We start from the raw sequence: 15553 nt of genomic DNA, 5'->3' as shown, positions 1-15553 counted from the left end.
CTTGGACATCTTAACTAAGTCGTCATTGCTTCCTGGCTAAAATTTCACTTTCCAATGTATAAAAAAAGCGAGACCTTTGCCTATAATTAGGCAAAGGTCTCGCTGAACAGTTTACTGTCAATAAAGCCGATGGCAAGAGCCATGTAATGACGACTTTTATTATGGAAATGGTTAACCATTTCCACCCGCTACTCCCCTTTGAGAGTCATTCATCTATTGATTTCCTTTAGTTTAGCACATAGGTGACTAGAAAACAAAGCAGAACATTTAAAACCTCAATGACAGTTTTTCTTAATGAATTTGTTCCGCCCATTCCGAAAGTCGAATTTCCGTATCTTGTAAATCCTTTTTAGCTATCGTGATTTGTTCTTCCACTCGTTTCTTTGCTGTTCCACCAGCAACGTCTCGCGCATTCACTACAGCCTCTGGTGTCAGGTAATCAAATACATCCTCTTCTATAATGGATGAGAATTCTTTGATCTCCTCCAGTGTCATATCTAGTAAATACTTGTTATGTTGGATACAATGAAGCACGATCTCCCCCACTACGGCATGGGATTCTCGAAAAGCCATACCCTTTCCAACAAGATAATCAGCTAAATCTGTTGCATTAGAAAAGTCATTTCGTACAGCTTCATACATATTTTCCCGCTTAACATGCATCGACTCCATCATTGGGGCAAAAAGAGCAAGAGCCCCTTTTAATGTCTCCACTGTATCAAACATGCCCTCCTTATCCTCCTGCATATCTTTATTGTATGCTAACGGAAGGCCTTTGAGTGTTGTCAGCATACCAATCAGGTTTCCGTATATACGACCGGTTTTTCCACGTACAAGTTCGGCTACATCTGGGTTCTTTTTTTGTGGCATCATACTGCTACCTGTACAAAAAGCATCGTCTAACTCAATAAAGTTAAATTCGGAACTAGACCATTGCACCAGCTCTTCGCACAACCTTGATAAGTGGGTGGAGATAAGTGCCGCATTCCCAAGAAACTCTACAACGAAATCTCTGTCGCTTACCGCATCAAGGCTGTTCTCACATATACCATCAAACCCCAATTGATCTGCTACAAACTTTCGGTCAATTCCAAAGGTAGTACCAGCAAGAGCGCCTGCTCCAAGTGGTGATTTGTTAACACGTTTCCAGCTGTCACCGAGTCTTTCTACATCTCGCTGCAACATGAAAACATACGCTAACATATGGTGTGAAAACAGCACGGGTTGCGCTCGCTGTAGATGAGTATAGCCAGGTAAAACGGTGTCCCTATTTTCTTCTGCCTGTTGAAGCAAAGCCTCCTGCAATGCAGCCAATAACTGACTTATATCCATCAGGGCATCACGTAAGTAAAGCCGCATATCAAGTGCTACCTGATCATTCCTGCTTCTGCCTGTGTGCAATTTACCACCGACCGGACCAATCTCATCTATAAGCAGCTTTTCCACGTTCATATGGATATCTTCCTGTTCTTCACTTAATACTGCTTCCCCACTGTTTATCTTTTCTAGAACCACCTTGAGACCTGCTGAAATATCCTTTGCGTCTTTCTCACCGAGGATCGCACATTTTTCCAGCATCGCCACATGGGCTAGACTACCTTTAATATCATACAATGCAAGTTTTTTATCAAAATGGATGGACGCTGTATATTCATCGACTAACTGATTCGTTGGTTTAGTAAATCTTCCTCCCCATAGCTTCATGGTTTAACAGCTTCTTTAACATCCAAAATCGCCTTTTCAATGGCTTCATCCTTGTTCACATGCGTTTGATTTACTGTGGAATGAACCTTTGTGGGTAGTCCCCATAGTTTTATAAAGCCAAGTGCTGCATTATGATCGAACGCGTCTGCAGCATTATATGTTGCCAAGTCAAAGTCATATAATGACTGTGCCGATTCACGGCCAACCACCTGTGCATGCCCTTTATACAGTTTCACTTTTACTGTTCCAGATACGTGGGCTTGTGTCTCTTCAATAAAAGCCTTTAGAGCATTTGTTAATGGCGAATACCAAAGTCCGTCATAGACAGTCTGTGCCAACTTTTGTTCCACAATCGGTTTAAACTGCGCCACCTCACGTGGTAATGTCAGTGCTTCAAGCTCCTGGTGCGCAGCAATCAAGGTAAGGGCTGCTGGCGCCTCATAAATTTCCCTTGATTTAATGCCCACAAGACGATTCTCTACATGATCGATACGACCAACACCATGTTTTCCGGCTATTTCATTTAACTTTAAAATTAGTTTGTCTAATGATAATGCTTCCCCATCAAGTGATACGGGGGTACCTTCCTTAAATGTTATTTGGACGGTTTCAGGAACGTCTGGAGCGTCGACAGGGTTGACTGTTAAGTCATAGGCTTCCTCAGGTGCTTCTGCCCATGGATCTTCCAGTACGCCACATTCATTGCTGCGTCCCCATAAATTCTGATCTATACTAAACGGATTATCAATATCGACTGGTACAGGAATGCCGTTTTCCTTCGCGTATTTCATTTCTTCTTCTCTTGACATCGCCCATTCCCGAACAGGCGCGACGATTTTCAAGCTAGGGTTCAATGCTGTGAATGCTACATCGAAGCGAACCTGGTCATTTCCTTTTCCTGTACACCCATGTGCTACCGCAATCGCTCCCTCTTTTTCTGCAATGTTAACAAGGACTTTGGCAATTAACGGACGGGATAATGCTGAAATTAAAGGATACTTTCCTTCGTAAAGCAAATTCGACTTCAAAGCAGGTAATACGAATTGGTTGGCAAACAGTTCTTTTGCATCAATAACATAGGATTTAATCGCACCTACTTTTAACGCTTTTTCTTTAACAAATTCTAAGTCCTTCCCTTCTCCGACATCTAATGCTACAGCGATCACATCATAATTATATTTATCCTGTAGCCACTTTACAGCTACTGAAGTATCCAATCCACCTGAATATGCTAAAACAATTTTTTCCTTCCCCATCTATACAACACTCCTTCATCTTTGCTTATCTTATGAATTATTATGCAATATAATGGATAATTATTCAATAGCAAACTAACGTTTTTTTGAAAATAGTTAAAATGGATTAAACGGTTTCCGTTTTTAAAGCGCATAGTCAGTAATAAAATGCTTGTCCATGAATATAAATAGAAATGCCTGCTTTTTAAGGGACAACTTAAAATACAAAGGCCAGATAGACAGAGGGGGATAACGATGAAAGAGACCGTAAAAGAAGTTCTACTCTCTATCCTGCCTATTACGATAGTCATTACACTGTTGCAATTCACGATAATCCAGCTTCCTTTTGAACAATTTATGCCCTTTATTCTAGGCGTTATAATGGTTAGTGTTGGGTTAATTTTATTTTTACTCGGGGTTAATATGAGTCTGCTTCCCCTAGGAGAGATGATTGGTTCGACTTTACCTAGAACAAATAAAGTGTGGGTTGTTGTATGGATTGGCTTTTTATTAGGAGTCGTTGTTACGATCGCTGAACCTGATGTGAGAATCCTCTCATCCCAGGTGGAAATTGTTTCCGAAGGGGCCATACCGAAACCCGTGTTACTTTTGTCCGTTTCACTCGGGGTCGGCATCTTTATTAGTCTTGCGATGCTCCGCGTTATCTTCCAGATGAACTTAGCCTATCTTTTATTAGCTGGTTATGGGATTGTTTTTCTACTTGCAAGCCTGACTCCACCTTCCTACGTCCCTATTTCTTTTGATTCCGGCGGAGTAACCACAGGTCCTTTAACCGTACCGTTCATTATGGCACTTGGCGTTGGAGTGGCATCTGTTATGAAAAGAAATACTGCTTCCAAAGACGCGTTCGGGCTTGTTGCACTTGCTTCCATTGGTCCCATTATTGCCGTACTTTTATTAGGAGTGGTGTACGGATGAATTTCCATCTATTTCAAGGCTTCGGGCAAACGATGTTGGAGGTTGGAGCGGCCTTAACTCCATTGCTTTTCCTATTCTTAATATTTCAAGTGCAACTCTTCCGGCTTTCAATTAAAAAGATCATACCTATTATGACAGGCTTCCTCTTCACCTTTTTAGGTCTATCCTTGTTTCTTCAAGGTGTGTATCTTGGCTTTTTACCTATCGGGAGGCTTATTGGAGCAGAACTTGGCACTTATGACTTTATTTGGTTGCTACTGCCGATTGGCTTTCTATTGGGATTTGTAGCCACCTATGCCGAGCCAGCTGTCAATGTATTAATCCATCAGGTGGAACGGGCTTCGAGGGGATATATCCCGCAAAAACTGCTTCTGTATACCATCTCTATTGGGGTGGGACTTTCTGTAGCAGTGGCCATGCTTCGCCTTATTATCGGCATCTCTTTATGGGTCTTCATTCTACCCGGCTACATAGCAGCCTTCCTTATGATGCGTTACTCCCCTAGGGCCTTTATTTCCATAGCATTTGATGCAGGGGGAGTTGCAACTGGGCCGATGACTGCTACATTTATTCTGTCTATGTTTGTTGGTATTGCAGGAGAAATCGGTGAAACAAATCCTTTGCTTGATGGGTTTGGGATGGTAGCGCTAGTGGCACTTGCACCGATCTTATCCGTGCTAACATTAGGCATTCTATTTGGTAGAAAAGAAAGAGCACACTAAATAACACATAGAGAGAAAAAGGACAGCCCATCATTCGGCTGCCCCCTGTTTCCTTATAATGATTCTATTGCTTGTTCGATAGATTGTTCACCTGAAGCTAGATCAAAGGAGCGATAATAGGTTTTCTCGTTATCCACCGCCGTTATAACAAGCTTTGCAACATCCTCACGTGGAATAGATCCTTTACCTAGGTTTTCCGCAAGGGTTACTTTACCGGTACCCTGCTCATTTAACAATAACCCTGGACGTACAATGGAATAATTTAAATTACTGTTCCGAAGCATTCTATCTGCATAATGCTTGGCAACATAATAGGTTCTTAAATCCTTGTGCCAGTTCTCTCTATTATGGGCCTGCATGGCACTTACCATTACAAACCGATTCACTCCACTTTGTTCTGCTGCCTCGATTGCTTTAACAGCTCCATCTAAATCTATCAGTAAGGTTTTGTCATCACCTGTACTACCACCAGATCCAGCTGTAAATACGACCGCATCAGACCCTTCCATTGCTTTAGCTAAATCACCTACGCTTCCTTCCAGGTCGGCCAGTACGGCATCCACTCCTGCGTCCTGATATTTTTGAAGTTGCTCTTGTTTTCTTACCATTGCTTTAACTGAATGTTTCTCATTAGCTTTTATTTGCTCCAATACCTGATTGCCAATTTGTCCGTTTGCTCCAATTAAAAACAGTTTCATTGTCAATCCCCTTTCCATTATAATATCTTCTTATTTACTAGTATTTCATGAAATGGAAGTGGTACACAATAAATCTGCCGATAGTTAATATGGGGCAAACCCCTCCTGACTAATTAAGACATGTTCATTATCAAATACTTCATACATTCTGTTTTCCACTATCCTGTACGCGGTATCCACAGTCCAATTCTTTTTATCGATGTCATCAAATAAATCAAAGATCCCTAATCGTTCTGTCCGCTTACCACCACTACCATCTCCCATGTAAAAATCATCAATGCATACTCGGTCTGCTATACCATTTAAAAGAGAGGGGAATTTTTCTGTGCTTGGCAAAACAGGGGCAATTGCTGCTTGTGTCCGTATACCATGTTTCTTCAAATCTTCCAATGCTTTTAACCTTGAGGATATGCTAGGGGCTTGAGGGGTGAAATGTTGGCGGACTGCTTCATCATCTGTCTCAATTGTCATACTGACTCGTACCTTGTCTCCAAATTGTTTTAATATATCTATATCACGTCTGACCAACGGGCTTCTCGTTTGAACGAATAGAAAATCGGGCTGATTCTCTACCATCGTTTCTAGTAAAAATCTTGTGACTCGCTCTTTACGTTCTACTGGCTGATATGGATCAGTACTAGAAGACATAAAAATAGTCACTTCTCCCTTTTTCTTTTCCCTTATCAGTTCTTTTGTTAAAACCTTCTCTGCCTCTTGTTTTACATCTACCCATGTCCCCCACTCTTTTCCTTTGAACAAAGAAACAGGCAGCTTCCGAACATAACAAAATGAACAGCCAAAGGTACAGCCCACATAGGGATTAAGCGAATGGCTATAGCCAGAGAGATAGCCGTTTCCTTTATTCAAAATAGATTTCGGCTGCTTATACGCAATATCCGGTTTCATACGATCACCCTTTCATACTTAATTCTCAAACTAACTATAACCAAAGTAATAACAAATCAATAAAACAACAACAGATAGGAGTGGCCAGAAAACATTAAAAACAAATGCCGAACGAACATTCAAAGCCCTTTTGGCTATAAACTAATTCGTTCAGCATTTCTATTAGGTAAAAAACTCTACTTAGCGGAGGAAAAACGTAGACTCCAGTGGGAACAGCACGAGTCCAAAGACCCCGGAAGAAGCGACCTATGCTTCTGAGGAGGCTGAGGCCGTGCCCACGGAAAGCGTAGTATTTTCCGTAGCGCGGAATTGGCACAACTTTTTATTGAATTATTTGTCCTCAAAGTTATTCTGATGGTCTTTCTTTTACTTCTTCCCCATTTTTCCCTTCGTAACGCAATCCCCATCCTGTTAAGGCAGCGATTAGCATAACGATCACAAGGAACCAACCCTGGAAGACAAACGGGAAAACCTCTGTTGGAGAAACAACAGGAAGCCACTCATATTTTTCCTTCATCGTCTGAATTGTAGTCCAACCTAAAAGAACAGGTGCACCCCACGGGAAAATGTATCCCAATGCAGAGGTAACAGCATCCAGCATATTTGCTCTTCTGTATCGGTGAATACGGTATTTTTCACCAAGTTCTTTAACAAAAGGTGCTGCCGCTATCTCAGCAGCTGTATTAATGGTAATCGCACTATTCATCATCGCTACAATTCCCCACATGGAGAGTTCAGCTTTTCGGACAGATTTCCCAATCCACTTCACAAGTCCTTTTGTGATCACCTGCATTGTTCCGCCCAATTTTAATAAATGAGCAGCTGCGACAATAAGCAGGATGAGGATTGCCATGTTTACATAACCGGAAATCCCTTCAATTAAAGCACCTTCTACAACATTGTCTGAGTCCGGATTAAATGAAATAATTTGGCCTATTGTTCCTAACTTCAATACCCAAATTAGTGGGATAGCTAGAATAATCCCCCATGTTAAAGATGTAATCAAGTGTTGGCCGGAAAGGGCCAGAATTAATACAAGTGCAAATGGAATAAGCATTAATAGTCCGCTCGGATTAGTCTGATCCATCATGGCCCCAATAGCAGCTTGATCCGCAGTTGCATTTTCACCTCCACCAAACAAGGCAAACAATATAATGGTAGGGATTGCTGCTCCAATAGCATATTTGAAACGACTACGTACAACCCCTGGGACATCAGCCTCCTGAGTCGTGGCAGACACGATCGTCGTATCCGACACTGGTGCTAAGTTATCTCCAAATACTGCTCCAGCAAGGATTGCTGCAAACAGCATAACCGGATCTGCTTCCACCGCTATTCCAGCTGGATACATTAGCGTACAAAATGCCACGGTTGTTCCATAGCCTGTCCCCACTGCCGTTGAAAAGGTAGCAGCAAGCAAGAAGGTTAATGCAACAAACAGACCCCCTGTCAAACCAGTAACTGCCCCGATCCAGACAAGTCCTTCAACTAATCCTCCGACTTGTAAGATTTGTGCAAACATCCCTGCATAAAACCAGGCCACCATGGCAATCACACCGATTGGTTGGGCAAGCCCATCAAACATCCCCTGCGCATAGTCTTCCCATTTACTTTTTGATAATAATAATCCTAATGTTAATCCTATTACTGCACCAAGAACGAGGCCAATTTCCGATGAAAGTTGAAGCACGCTAGTAGTAATCGCCCATATTACAAAGAACAATAAAGGTACCGCTGCTCCAAAAGCCCCCAAACGGAAATCTAGTTGTTTTACTTCAGTGCTTCCTGTAGCCCTGTCTAATGCTTCCTTGTCAGCCATCACTATCCCCTTCCCCATTTCTTATCCCGGTGAAAGCGTCCGTAAGACTCCCCTTCAAAACATAAAGTGGGAGTAAACGGGCGTTAACACCCGATTCGTTCAACTAACAATCAGTGGGGAAAGAACACCCCCCACTGATTGAAGTTTCACTTTATTTTTACTAGTCTATCACATGTGGTTTGAGTTGAATAGAAGCGTTTGGCCCCCTTTTAAATACATTAAATGTCGCACATATTCTTATTTAACGTAATCCCTTTTGCGTAGTGGGCTGCAGCGAACTTCTCTAACCCTTGCCAAATGTTACCATGAAGCTGTTTTGTTACCTTTATAGTTGGTTCTAGCTTGAGCTGACGAATATGCAGCTGATTGGAACTTCTATCAAGACCAGGGTCCATTCTTCCAACAAGCTGGTCTCCAATAAGAATTGGCATGGCATAGTAACCGTATTGCCGTTTTTCCTTTGGGATATAGATCTCCCACCGGTAGGTAAAATCAAATAGGTCCACAAGTCTGTCACGTCGCCAAAGCAAATTATCTAAAGGTGGCAAAAAACGCACATCATCATGCTCGATGGAAAACGGATTCGGTGTCCTTTCATGTCTTTTGAGTCGGTCCAAATCTTCAGCCAATATGTAGTACGTTGTTTTTATTCCTTCTATTGTAAGTCGGATGGCCTCCCCACTAGCTACCATCGTCTCCATGGCTTGGTTTCTTTCCATTGCTTTAAGCTTTTGCCAGCCAAACCTGGGATCACGCGCATCTATCACACGATACGCGCGAATATATTTTGCTAGCAATGCGCGCTCTGCCTCTTCTACCTCTATTTTATCAGCTTGGTTCAATAACCATGATGGCAGACTCTCTTCCGTTAGATGAAAATATCTCTCTGATCCCTCTCTTCGTACGACACGGATGATTCCTGCATCAAGCAACAAATTTAATGCCCGAGAGGTTATCTTTGTCTTAGGTTGTTCCGTGTCCCAGCCACCATGGACCCGTTCGTCTGATCGAAAGGCACGGGATGGTAGCTCCCCCTCATCCTTGAGCCTCTCCAGAACCTGACGGGCAATAGGTGAAAGCTTTTCAAGTTCAGGTTGAACCAGCTTTTGTAATCGGGAACGTACAGCTTTAAATACAGGGTAATCTTCTACAGGTATCGTACATGCAGCATTCGCCCAGTATTCAAACAGTTCCTCTTTTGCCAGTAGTTGATGAAGCATATCCGGTTGATAGTTGGGAATGCGTGCCATAAGAACAAGGTGTTGATTGCGCTCGACAGAGGCTACAGGATCGAGCTGCACACACTCCAAGTTTCGAATCATTTGTATCACAGAAATTTCCCGATCCCCATCAGGTAGTAGGTATTGCGTTTCAAGAAGAAATCGTCTTAACGCTTCTTTACTCGTAACATAGGATGGTTGCACAGTTCACCACACCTCTCATTAATACATAGCTTGCATTACAATTCTTTTAACATCTCTTCAATTGCATATGCCACGCCATGTTCATCGTTTGGTTTAGTAGTATATTGACATAGCGCCTTGATTTCTTCAACCGCATTCCCCATTGCAACGCCACGGCCAGCCATTTTAAGCATACTTACATCATTAAAGTTGTCGCCTAATGTCATAACATCTTTCATTTCAATTCTCATATTTTTTGCTAATTCTTCCAAAGCTATACCTTTCTGTGCGTCAGGATGATTAAATTCAAGATTGACCTCACCTGAAGAAGTGATTGCCAAACCAGGATTAGAATCAAAGGTTGAATGCAAATCCTTGAGCTTTTTATTATCTAGTGAAAAGGCGAGTATTTTATGAATTTGTAAAAACTCACGTTCAAACAGCAAGTCGTGACTTTCAATAAAATGAACTTCCTCATTCTGAAACCGTTTCTCTGCATCTTTCCGTATATCTTCCTCTGACATATCAGGATTTGCTGTCTGCAATATGTCTATCATTACTTGTATAAATTTTTCTCTACTAGTTGAATAGACTCCATCACTTGTAAATAGTTCAATGTAAATGCCCTCTTGTTCACAGCGCAATTGAACCTCGCGCGCTGTAGATTTATCTAATGGTGCTTCTCTTAGCAGTTCCATCTTTTCCGAATATGTATTAGCTCCATTCAAGCAAATTACTGGAGCAATTAAATCTACTTCTTTTAAAGGCTTTCTTGCCGCCCCGTAGGACCTACCCGTGGCCACAACTACCTTTATGCCTAGATCTATCGCCCTTCTAATTGCTCTGGCATTTTCTAAGCTTACCTGCCCTTTTGCGTTTAATAGTGTTCCGTCCAAGTCTGTTGCGATTAATTTCATTATTAGCTCTCCTATTCTTTATACCCTTTTACTAGCGCGTTCATAATTAGTAGCAACCCCATTATACACACTATGCACCCTCATGTTCTTCTCATTCGCTTATAACATTAAGCGTTATTAATCTACTAAGGACTTTTTACCTAATTTACAAAACCTTTACATTCTGATCATACTCACTTAACATTCCCCTACTATACTAGCAGTTGAGAGAGAAAATCTTTCAAAAATTAATTAGTGCATGAAGGGGAGGACAATTCATATGAATTTCAAAAGGTTTTTAATGATTCTGCTTATCGCAGGTCTAGCTGTTGTTGTAGCAGCTTGTGGATCAGACTCAGAGGATGAGAGTGGTTCAGAAACAAGCAATGGATCTGAAAGCGGATCTTCAGAGGAGGCAAGCGCAGAAGGCGAATCTGCAGAATTAGAAGGAAATGTCGTAATTGACGGTTCAGGTACGGTTTACCCTCTAATGTCACGACTTGCTGAAGAATATATGACAACTGAACAAGAAGGCGTATCAGTTGAAGTTAGCCGCGCAGGTACAAGCGCTGGCTTTGAAAAATTCCTTGTAGAAGACGGAACAGATTTCAATGATGCTTCCCGTCAGATTAAAGATGAAGAACAAGCCAAAGCGGACGAGCTTGGTATTGAAACAAAAGAGCTTAAGGTCGCATTGGATGGATTAACAGTTGTTATCCACCCTGACAATGACTGGGCTACTGAAATGACTCCAGAAGAAATTAAAAGTATTTTCCTTGCTGATGGCGGGGTAGAAACTTGGTCTGATATTAATCCTGAATGGCCAGATGAAGAAATCAATCCTGTAGGCCCTAACGAAAATCACGGAACTTATGAGTTCTTCTATGAAACTATTCTTGAAGAACAAGATCTAGTAAGTGATATCAACCTACAACAAGAATATTCAACACTTGTTACATTAGTAGCAGATGATCCCAACGCTATCGGGTTCTTCGGTTTTGGTTACTATATCAACAACCAGGATTCATTACAAGCAGTAAACGTAGACTTCGGTAACGGCGCTGTAGAACCTTCACTTGATACGATTGCTGAAGATGGCGACTATGCAGATTTCACACGTCCAGTGTTTACTTACTTAAATGTAAACCAAGCAAAAGAAAAACCACAAGTTCTTGATTACGCACTATATGTAATGAACAATGTCAACGAATTCGCTGGTGAAACAGGCTTCGCCCCTATTCCTGAGGATGAAGCTCAAACACTAATTGAAGAACTAGAAGCACTTAAATAAAATGTTCATTAAAAATTAAACATACCCACTTTGAGATGAGAGCTTCCAATGCTCTCATCTTATTGTGACTTTTAATAAAATTTATAAAGAGAACAAGTAACATCATTACGTATCTGGAAATTGAAAGGGGGATCGCGATCCCATGACACCTAACGGGGATTTAAATAAGGAAAGTTCTATTCGGCATTTAATAGACGAGAAGAAACAGAAACGCAATATGTCCAACTATACAGAGAGAATGATTCCTGGACTTCTGTTTCTATTCGCAGCCATCTCGATTTTAACTACAATAGGCATTGTATATACCCTGCTAACTGAAACAATATCATTTTTCAAAGCGGTACCCTTTACTGAGTTCTTTACCGGGACAGTTTTAAAGCCACTAAGCCAAAACCCTGAGTTCGGAGTATTACCTTTAATAAACGGTACGATTATTTCTTCCGTGATTGCGATGCTCGTAGCGGGGCCAATAGGAATTATGACCGCTGTTTACCTGAGTGAGTATGCAACCGACAAAGTTAGAAGAGTTTTAAAACCCATACTTGAAGTGTTAGCAGGAATACCTACGATTGTTTATGGATTCTTCGCTTTCACCTTTGTAACCCCTGTACTAGAAAAGGTTATTCCTACACTGGAAGCAACAAACATTCTAAGTCCAGGAATTGTAATGGGAGTTATGATTATTCCGATGATCGCCTCCCTTTCTGAAGATGCAATGACTTCTGTACCCAATGCGATGCGCGAGGGTGCATTAGCACTTGGCGCAACCAAGTTGGAAACAACCTTCCGTGTTGTTATACCAGCAGCACTGTCAGGAATTATCGCATCTTTCGTTCTTGGGATATCCCGAGCAATTGGTGAAACAATGATTGTTACGATTGCAAGTGGTAGCTCAAAGAACTTCACTTTTGATGTTACACAATCTATGCAAACCATGACTGCATACATTGTTGAAGTCTCCGGTGGTGAAGCCCCTGCTGGATCGACTATATATTACAGCCTTTATGCTGTTGCCATGACACTTTTTGTCTTCACCCTAATTATGAACTTACTGGCAAGATACATCTCTCGTAAGTTTAGGGAGGAATATTAAAATGAAATATATAAACCAGGAACAAGTTCAGAGTAAAATGAACCGCAGATTAGTTAAAAACAATATATTTAAGACGTTATTCGCTCTTGCAACCATGTTTGGCATCGTCGTTCTAGCCATCCTAATCATTCGTGTTCTAACACAGGGCCTTGCTTGGATTGATATGGATTTCATTACAGGAAAGCTTTCGACTAGCGCCGACAGAGCTGGCATTATGGGTGCTATACTAGGCACACTTTGGCTAATGATTGTTGTCATACCAGTTACACTGATTCTTGGTGTTGCCACAGCTATTTATTTGGAACTATATGCTCCAAAAGGAAAATTCCAAGCTATTATTCAAACAAACATTGCTAACTTAGCTGGTGTCCCATCCATTGTTTACGGTTTACTAGGGCTAACTGTTTTTGTTAGAGCTATGGATCTAGGGAATGTTGTGCTTGCAGGAGGGCTCACCTTATCTCTCCTTGTCCTACCTATCGTAATCGTAGCTTCCCAAGAAGCAATACGTGCTGTTCCACAACACCTAAGCGAGGCATCGTTCGGAATGGGAGCTACAAAATGGCAGACTGTTAAAAACATCGTCTTGCCAGCTTCACTCCCTGGGATTTTAACAGGTTCCATTCTCGCTTTATCACGAGCAATTGGAGAAACTGCTCCACTTACTGTAATTGGAATACCAGCATTGCTAATACCGTTTCCTGGAGGCATTTTCGACACCTTTACGATCATGCCGATGCAGATTTATTACTGGACAATTGATTCATCTCTTGTGTCAGAGTATGCAAACCTAGCAGCAGCAACCATCGTTGTATTACTGGTCATGCTTTTTATTCTGAATTCGATTGCCGTCATTATCCGTAATAAATTTCAGCAAAGATACTAGTCAACAATCGTTCTGGCGCAAATATAAGGAGGTACTTTAATGAGTATTAAAACTGCAACCAAGCCAACTTTCACCAACTATGCCGAGGAGACTTTTCCAAATAAAAAGGTTGTTTACGATACAAAGGATTTGAACTTATGGTATGGGGAAACCCATGCTTTAAAGGATATAAACTTATCGATTTATGAAAAAGAGGTCACGGCGATTATCGGACCTTCGGGTTGCGGAAAATCAACTTATATTAAAACACTTAATCGCATGGTAGAGCTTGTTCCAACCGTACGTACTACAGGATCGATCACCTATAATGGCATGAGTATTCTAGACAAGAAGTTTAAAGTAGAGGATTTGCGCACACGGGTAGGAATGGTATTTCAAAAACCAAACCCATTTCCTAAATCCATCTATGATAACGTCGCTTACGGCCCTAAGATTCATGGAATTCGCAACAAAAAAATTCTAGATGAAATCGTGGAAAAAAGTCTTCGAGGCGCTTCTATTTGGGATGAAGTAAAAGACAGACTTAAAGAAAATGCCTATGGATTATCTGGTGGCCAGCAACAACGTCTCTGTATCGCGCGCTGTCTTGCCATCGAGCCTGATGTCATTCTAATGGACGAACCTACATCAGCACTCGATCCAAAATCGACACTCCGAATTGAAGAACTTGTGCAGGAATTAAAGAAAGATTACTCTATCATTATCGTGACCCACAATATGCAACAGGCAGCACGTATTTCCGATAGAACTGCCTTCTTTTTAAATGGTGAAGTAGTTGAGTTTGATCAAACGGACACCATTTTCACAAAACCAGCCGACAGCAGAACGGAAGATTATATTTCCGGGCGCTTTGGTTAGAAAATCTCCATACATTGTTCTTCCCTTGAACGATATAAAGTGAAACTTCAATCAGTGGGAGTTTTTGTTCATCCCCCACTGATTGTTAGTTAAACGAATCGGGGTGTTAGCGTCCGTTTACTCCCACTTAAACTTCACGGTTTCACTTCATGTTTTGAAGTGGGAGTCTTACGGACGGTTGCACCGGGATAAACAACCCTCTGTCTAGAATAGGCAGAGGGTTTCTTGTAGGTTTATAAGTAAACTCTGGGGACCTGTGTGTCATGCAGATAATGATCTAGGAACGGGTTGTACTTAATCGACGTTTCCAAAAAACGTACCTTTGCTTTTGTTTCACCTAGCTACTACGTGCGCAAAATCTAGGCAACTTCTCGTAGTGCCGTGCAAGAAGTCCTTACTCCGTCATGTTTAGTAATTCTAATAGATCACTTGAAGCTTCTTCGTAAGACGAATTCATTATTTTTTCTTTAATCCCTTCAATTAAATCAGCTGATTCTGGGTTTGTTACGGTCAGCACCTTAACGTTCCCATTAAACATCTCATCCATTTTCTTCATAGCTTGGCTTAAATTATCATCCATCTGAGCTCCATTGCCGGCTCCATCGGGCTCACCTTTCCCTGACATTCCTTCTGTATTACTTAATAGATTACGCTGCATTGAGTCATATTCATGACTTGTGGTCTCCGCTTTGTTTCTTGCAAGAATCACTGAATCATCCACTACAAATACTTTTACTCCTGTAATCCCTTCCCCTTCAAGGATTGATTCAAAATAAGAAGATATGCCACCTTCGTGCACGCCAGAAGTACCAATTGTACTGTAAAGATTTTGCCCCATTCCACTATACGTACTGCCGCTATTATTTGTAGTATCCTTCTTATCACGTGATACTCCTGGAATAATATCTGGATCATTCATATTCTCATGTGAATAACCCACTTCCTCCATATTGGGGTGTTCGGTACTTTCCTCTGCATTGTCCCCATCTGTACAAGCCGCCAATAGGCCTGTTGTCATCATAATCAGCAAACTCATTTTACCTATTTTCATTTTTAATACCCTCCATTCCTTATTCACGGGATAGTATACCCAATTAAAAAAA

General features: G+C 41.4%; 14 protein-coding genes. 6 read left to right on the top strand and 8 right to left on the bottom strand.

Annotation, left to right across the window (positions count from 1 at the left end; genetic code table 11):
- Window positions 1-291 precede the first annotated feature (291 nt).
- Both argH and AC6CHS_RS07000 read right to left on the bottom strand, forming a co-directional pair.
- Window positions 292-1704: an argininosuccinate lyase gene (gene argH, locus AC6CHS_RS07005; protein ID WP_498235133.1), complete on the bottom strand. Its 1413-nt coding sequence runs from the start codon at window positions 1702-1704 to the stop codon at window positions 292-294.
- Entirely contained in the window at window positions 1701-2960 is a 1260-nt protein-coding gene (locus AC6CHS_RS07000; protein ID WP_498235131.1) for an argininosuccinate synthase, read from the bottom strand. The genes argH and AC6CHS_RS07000 overlap by 4 nt, the downstream gene beginning before the upstream one ends.
- 234 nt (window positions 2961-3194) lie before the next feature.
- Between AC6CHS_RS07000 and AC6CHS_RS06995 the strand changes: the two genes are divergently transcribed.
- On the top strand, window positions 3195-3878 hold the full coding sequence (locus AC6CHS_RS06995) for a DUF1538 domain-containing protein (protein WP_498235129.1): 684 nt from the start codon (window positions 3195-3197) through the stop codon (window positions 3876-3878).
- Window positions 3875-4600 carry a DUF1538 domain-containing protein gene (locus tag AC6CHS_RS06990; protein WP_498235127.1) on the top strand — a complete coding sequence of 242 codons (726 nt, stop codon included), beginning with the start codon at window positions 3875-3877 and terminating at the stop codon, window positions 4598-4600. Before AC6CHS_RS06995 ends, AC6CHS_RS06990 begins: the two co-directional genes overlap by 4 nt.
- A 53-nt stretch (window positions 4601-4653) precedes the next feature.
- Here AC6CHS_RS06990 and AC6CHS_RS06985 read toward each other — a convergent pair whose 3' ends face one another.
- From AC6CHS_RS06985 to AC6CHS_RS06965, 5 genes are all read right to left on the bottom strand, one after another.
- Window positions 4654-5298: an SDR family oxidoreductase gene (locus tag AC6CHS_RS06985; RefSeq protein WP_498235125.1), complete on the bottom strand. Its 645-nt coding sequence runs from the start codon at window positions 5296-5298 to the stop codon at window positions 4654-4656.
- A gap of 84 nt (window positions 5299-5382) precedes the next feature.
- Entirely contained in the window at window positions 5383-6204 is an 822-nt protein-coding gene (locus tag AC6CHS_RS06980) for an SPL family radical SAM protein (RefSeq protein WP_498235123.1), read from the bottom strand.
- 346 nt (window positions 6205-6550) lie between these two features.
- Window positions 6551-8023 (bottom strand): Na+/H+ antiporter NhaC family protein, encoded by a 1473-nt coding sequence (locus AC6CHS_RS06975; RefSeq protein WP_498235121.1) that lies wholly within the window; start codon window positions 8021-8023, stop codon window positions 6551-6553.
- A gap of 218 nt (window positions 8024-8241) precedes the next feature.
- On the bottom strand, window positions 8242-9447 hold the full coding sequence (locus AC6CHS_RS06970) for a winged helix-turn-helix domain-containing protein (protein WP_498235119.1): 1206 nt from the start codon (window positions 9445-9447) through the stop codon (window positions 8242-8244).
- A 35-nt stretch (window positions 9448-9482) separates the two neighbouring features.
- Window positions 9483-10343 carry a Cof-type HAD-IIB family hydrolase gene (locus AC6CHS_RS06965; RefSeq protein WP_498235117.1) on the bottom strand — a complete coding sequence of 287 codons (861 nt, stop codon included), beginning with the start codon at window positions 10341-10343 and terminating at the stop codon, window positions 9483-9485.
- Window positions 10344-10602: 259 nt separating this feature from the next.
- Between AC6CHS_RS06965 and AC6CHS_RS06960 the strand changes: the two genes are divergently transcribed.
- The 4 genes from AC6CHS_RS06960 to pstB all read left to right on the top strand — a co-directional run bounded on the left by AC6CHS_RS06960 (window position 10603) and on the right by pstB (window position 14450).
- Window positions 10603-11613: a PstS family phosphate ABC transporter substrate-binding protein gene (locus AC6CHS_RS06960; RefSeq protein WP_498235115.1), complete on the top strand. Its 1011-nt coding sequence runs from the start codon at window positions 10603-10605 to the stop codon at window positions 11611-11613.
- A gap of 142 nt (window positions 11614-11755) precedes the next feature.
- Complete coding sequence (gene pstC, locus AC6CHS_RS06955; RefSeq protein WP_498235113.1) at window positions 11756-12706, top strand: phosphate ABC transporter permease subunit PstC; 951 nt, start codon at window positions 11756-11758, stop codon at window positions 12704-12706.
- Between the two features lies 1 nt (window position 12707).
- Window positions 12708-13592 carry a phosphate ABC transporter permease PstA gene (gene pstA / locus AC6CHS_RS06950; protein ID WP_106898191.1) on the top strand — a complete coding sequence of 295 codons (885 nt, stop codon included), beginning with the start codon at window positions 12708-12710 and terminating at the stop codon, window positions 13590-13592.
- Between the two features lie 39 nt (window positions 13593-13631).
- Window positions 13632-14450, top strand: coding sequence for a phosphate ABC transporter ATP-binding protein PstB (gene pstB, locus AC6CHS_RS06945; protein ID WP_498235111.1), 819 nt, complete (start codon window positions 13632-13634; stop codon window positions 14448-14450).
- Between the two features lie 394 nt (window positions 14451-14844).
- Here the strand turns inward: pstB and AC6CHS_RS06940 are convergent, their stop codons facing one another.
- Window positions 14845-15501, bottom strand: a complete 657-nt coding sequence (locus AC6CHS_RS06940; protein WP_498235109.1) for a hypothetical protein — start codon at window positions 15499-15501, stop codon at window positions 14845-14847.
- Between the last annotated feature and the right edge of the window lie 52 nt (window positions 15502-15553).

The organism is Oceanobacillus sp. GQ8 (genome assembly GCF_059758495.1).
This window is presented reverse-complemented; position numbering and strand designations above follow the sequence as displayed.

Excerpts from the sequence above, each read along its gene's own strand:
- argH (WP_498235133.1), bottom strand. The coding sequence starts at position 1,704 with ATGAAGCTATGGGGAGGAAGATTTACTAAACCAACGAATCAGTTAGTC.
- AC6CHS_RS07000 (WP_498235131.1), bottom strand. The coding sequence starts at position 2,960 with ATGGGGAAGGAAAAAATTGTTTTAGCATATTCAGGTGGATTGGATACT.
- AC6CHS_RS06995 (WP_498235129.1), top strand. The coding sequence starts at position 3,195 with ATGAAAGAGACCGTAAAAGAAGTTCTACTCTCTATCCTGCCTATTACG.
- AC6CHS_RS06990 (WP_498235127.1), top strand. The coding sequence starts at position 3,875 with ATGAATTTCCATCTATTTCAAGGCTTCGGGCAAACGATGTTGGAGGTT.
- AC6CHS_RS06985 (WP_498235125.1), bottom strand. The coding sequence starts at position 5,298 with ATGAAACTGTTTTTAATTGGAGCAAACGGACAAATTGGCAATCAGGTA.
- AC6CHS_RS06980 (WP_498235123.1), bottom strand. The coding sequence starts at position 6,204 with ATGAAACCGGATATTGCGTATAAGCAGCCGAAATCTATTTTGAATAAA.
- AC6CHS_RS06975 (WP_498235121.1), bottom strand. The coding sequence starts at position 8,023 with ATGGCTGACAAGGAAGCATTAGACAGGGCTACAGGAAGCACTGAAGTA.
- AC6CHS_RS06965 (WP_498235117.1), bottom strand. The coding sequence starts at position 10,343 with ATGAAATTAATCGCAACAGACTTGGACGGAACACTATTAAACGCAAAA.
- AC6CHS_RS06960 (WP_498235115.1), top strand. The coding sequence starts at position 10,603 with ATGAATTTCAAAAGGTTTTTAATGATTCTGCTTATCGCAGGTCTAGCT.
- pstC (WP_498235113.1), top strand. The coding sequence starts at position 11,756 with ATGACACCTAACGGGGATTTAAATAAGGAAAGTTCTATTCGGCATTTA.
- pstA (WP_106898191.1), top strand. The coding sequence starts at position 12,708 with ATGAAATATATAAACCAGGAACAAGTTCAGAGTAAAATGAACCGCAGA.
- pstB (WP_498235111.1), top strand. The coding sequence starts at position 13,632 with ATGAGTATTAAAACTGCAACCAAGCCAACTTTCACCAACTATGCCGAG.
- AC6CHS_RS06940 (WP_498235109.1), bottom strand. The coding sequence starts at position 15,501 with ATGAAAATAGGTAAAATGAGTTTGCTGATTATGATGACAACAGGCCTA.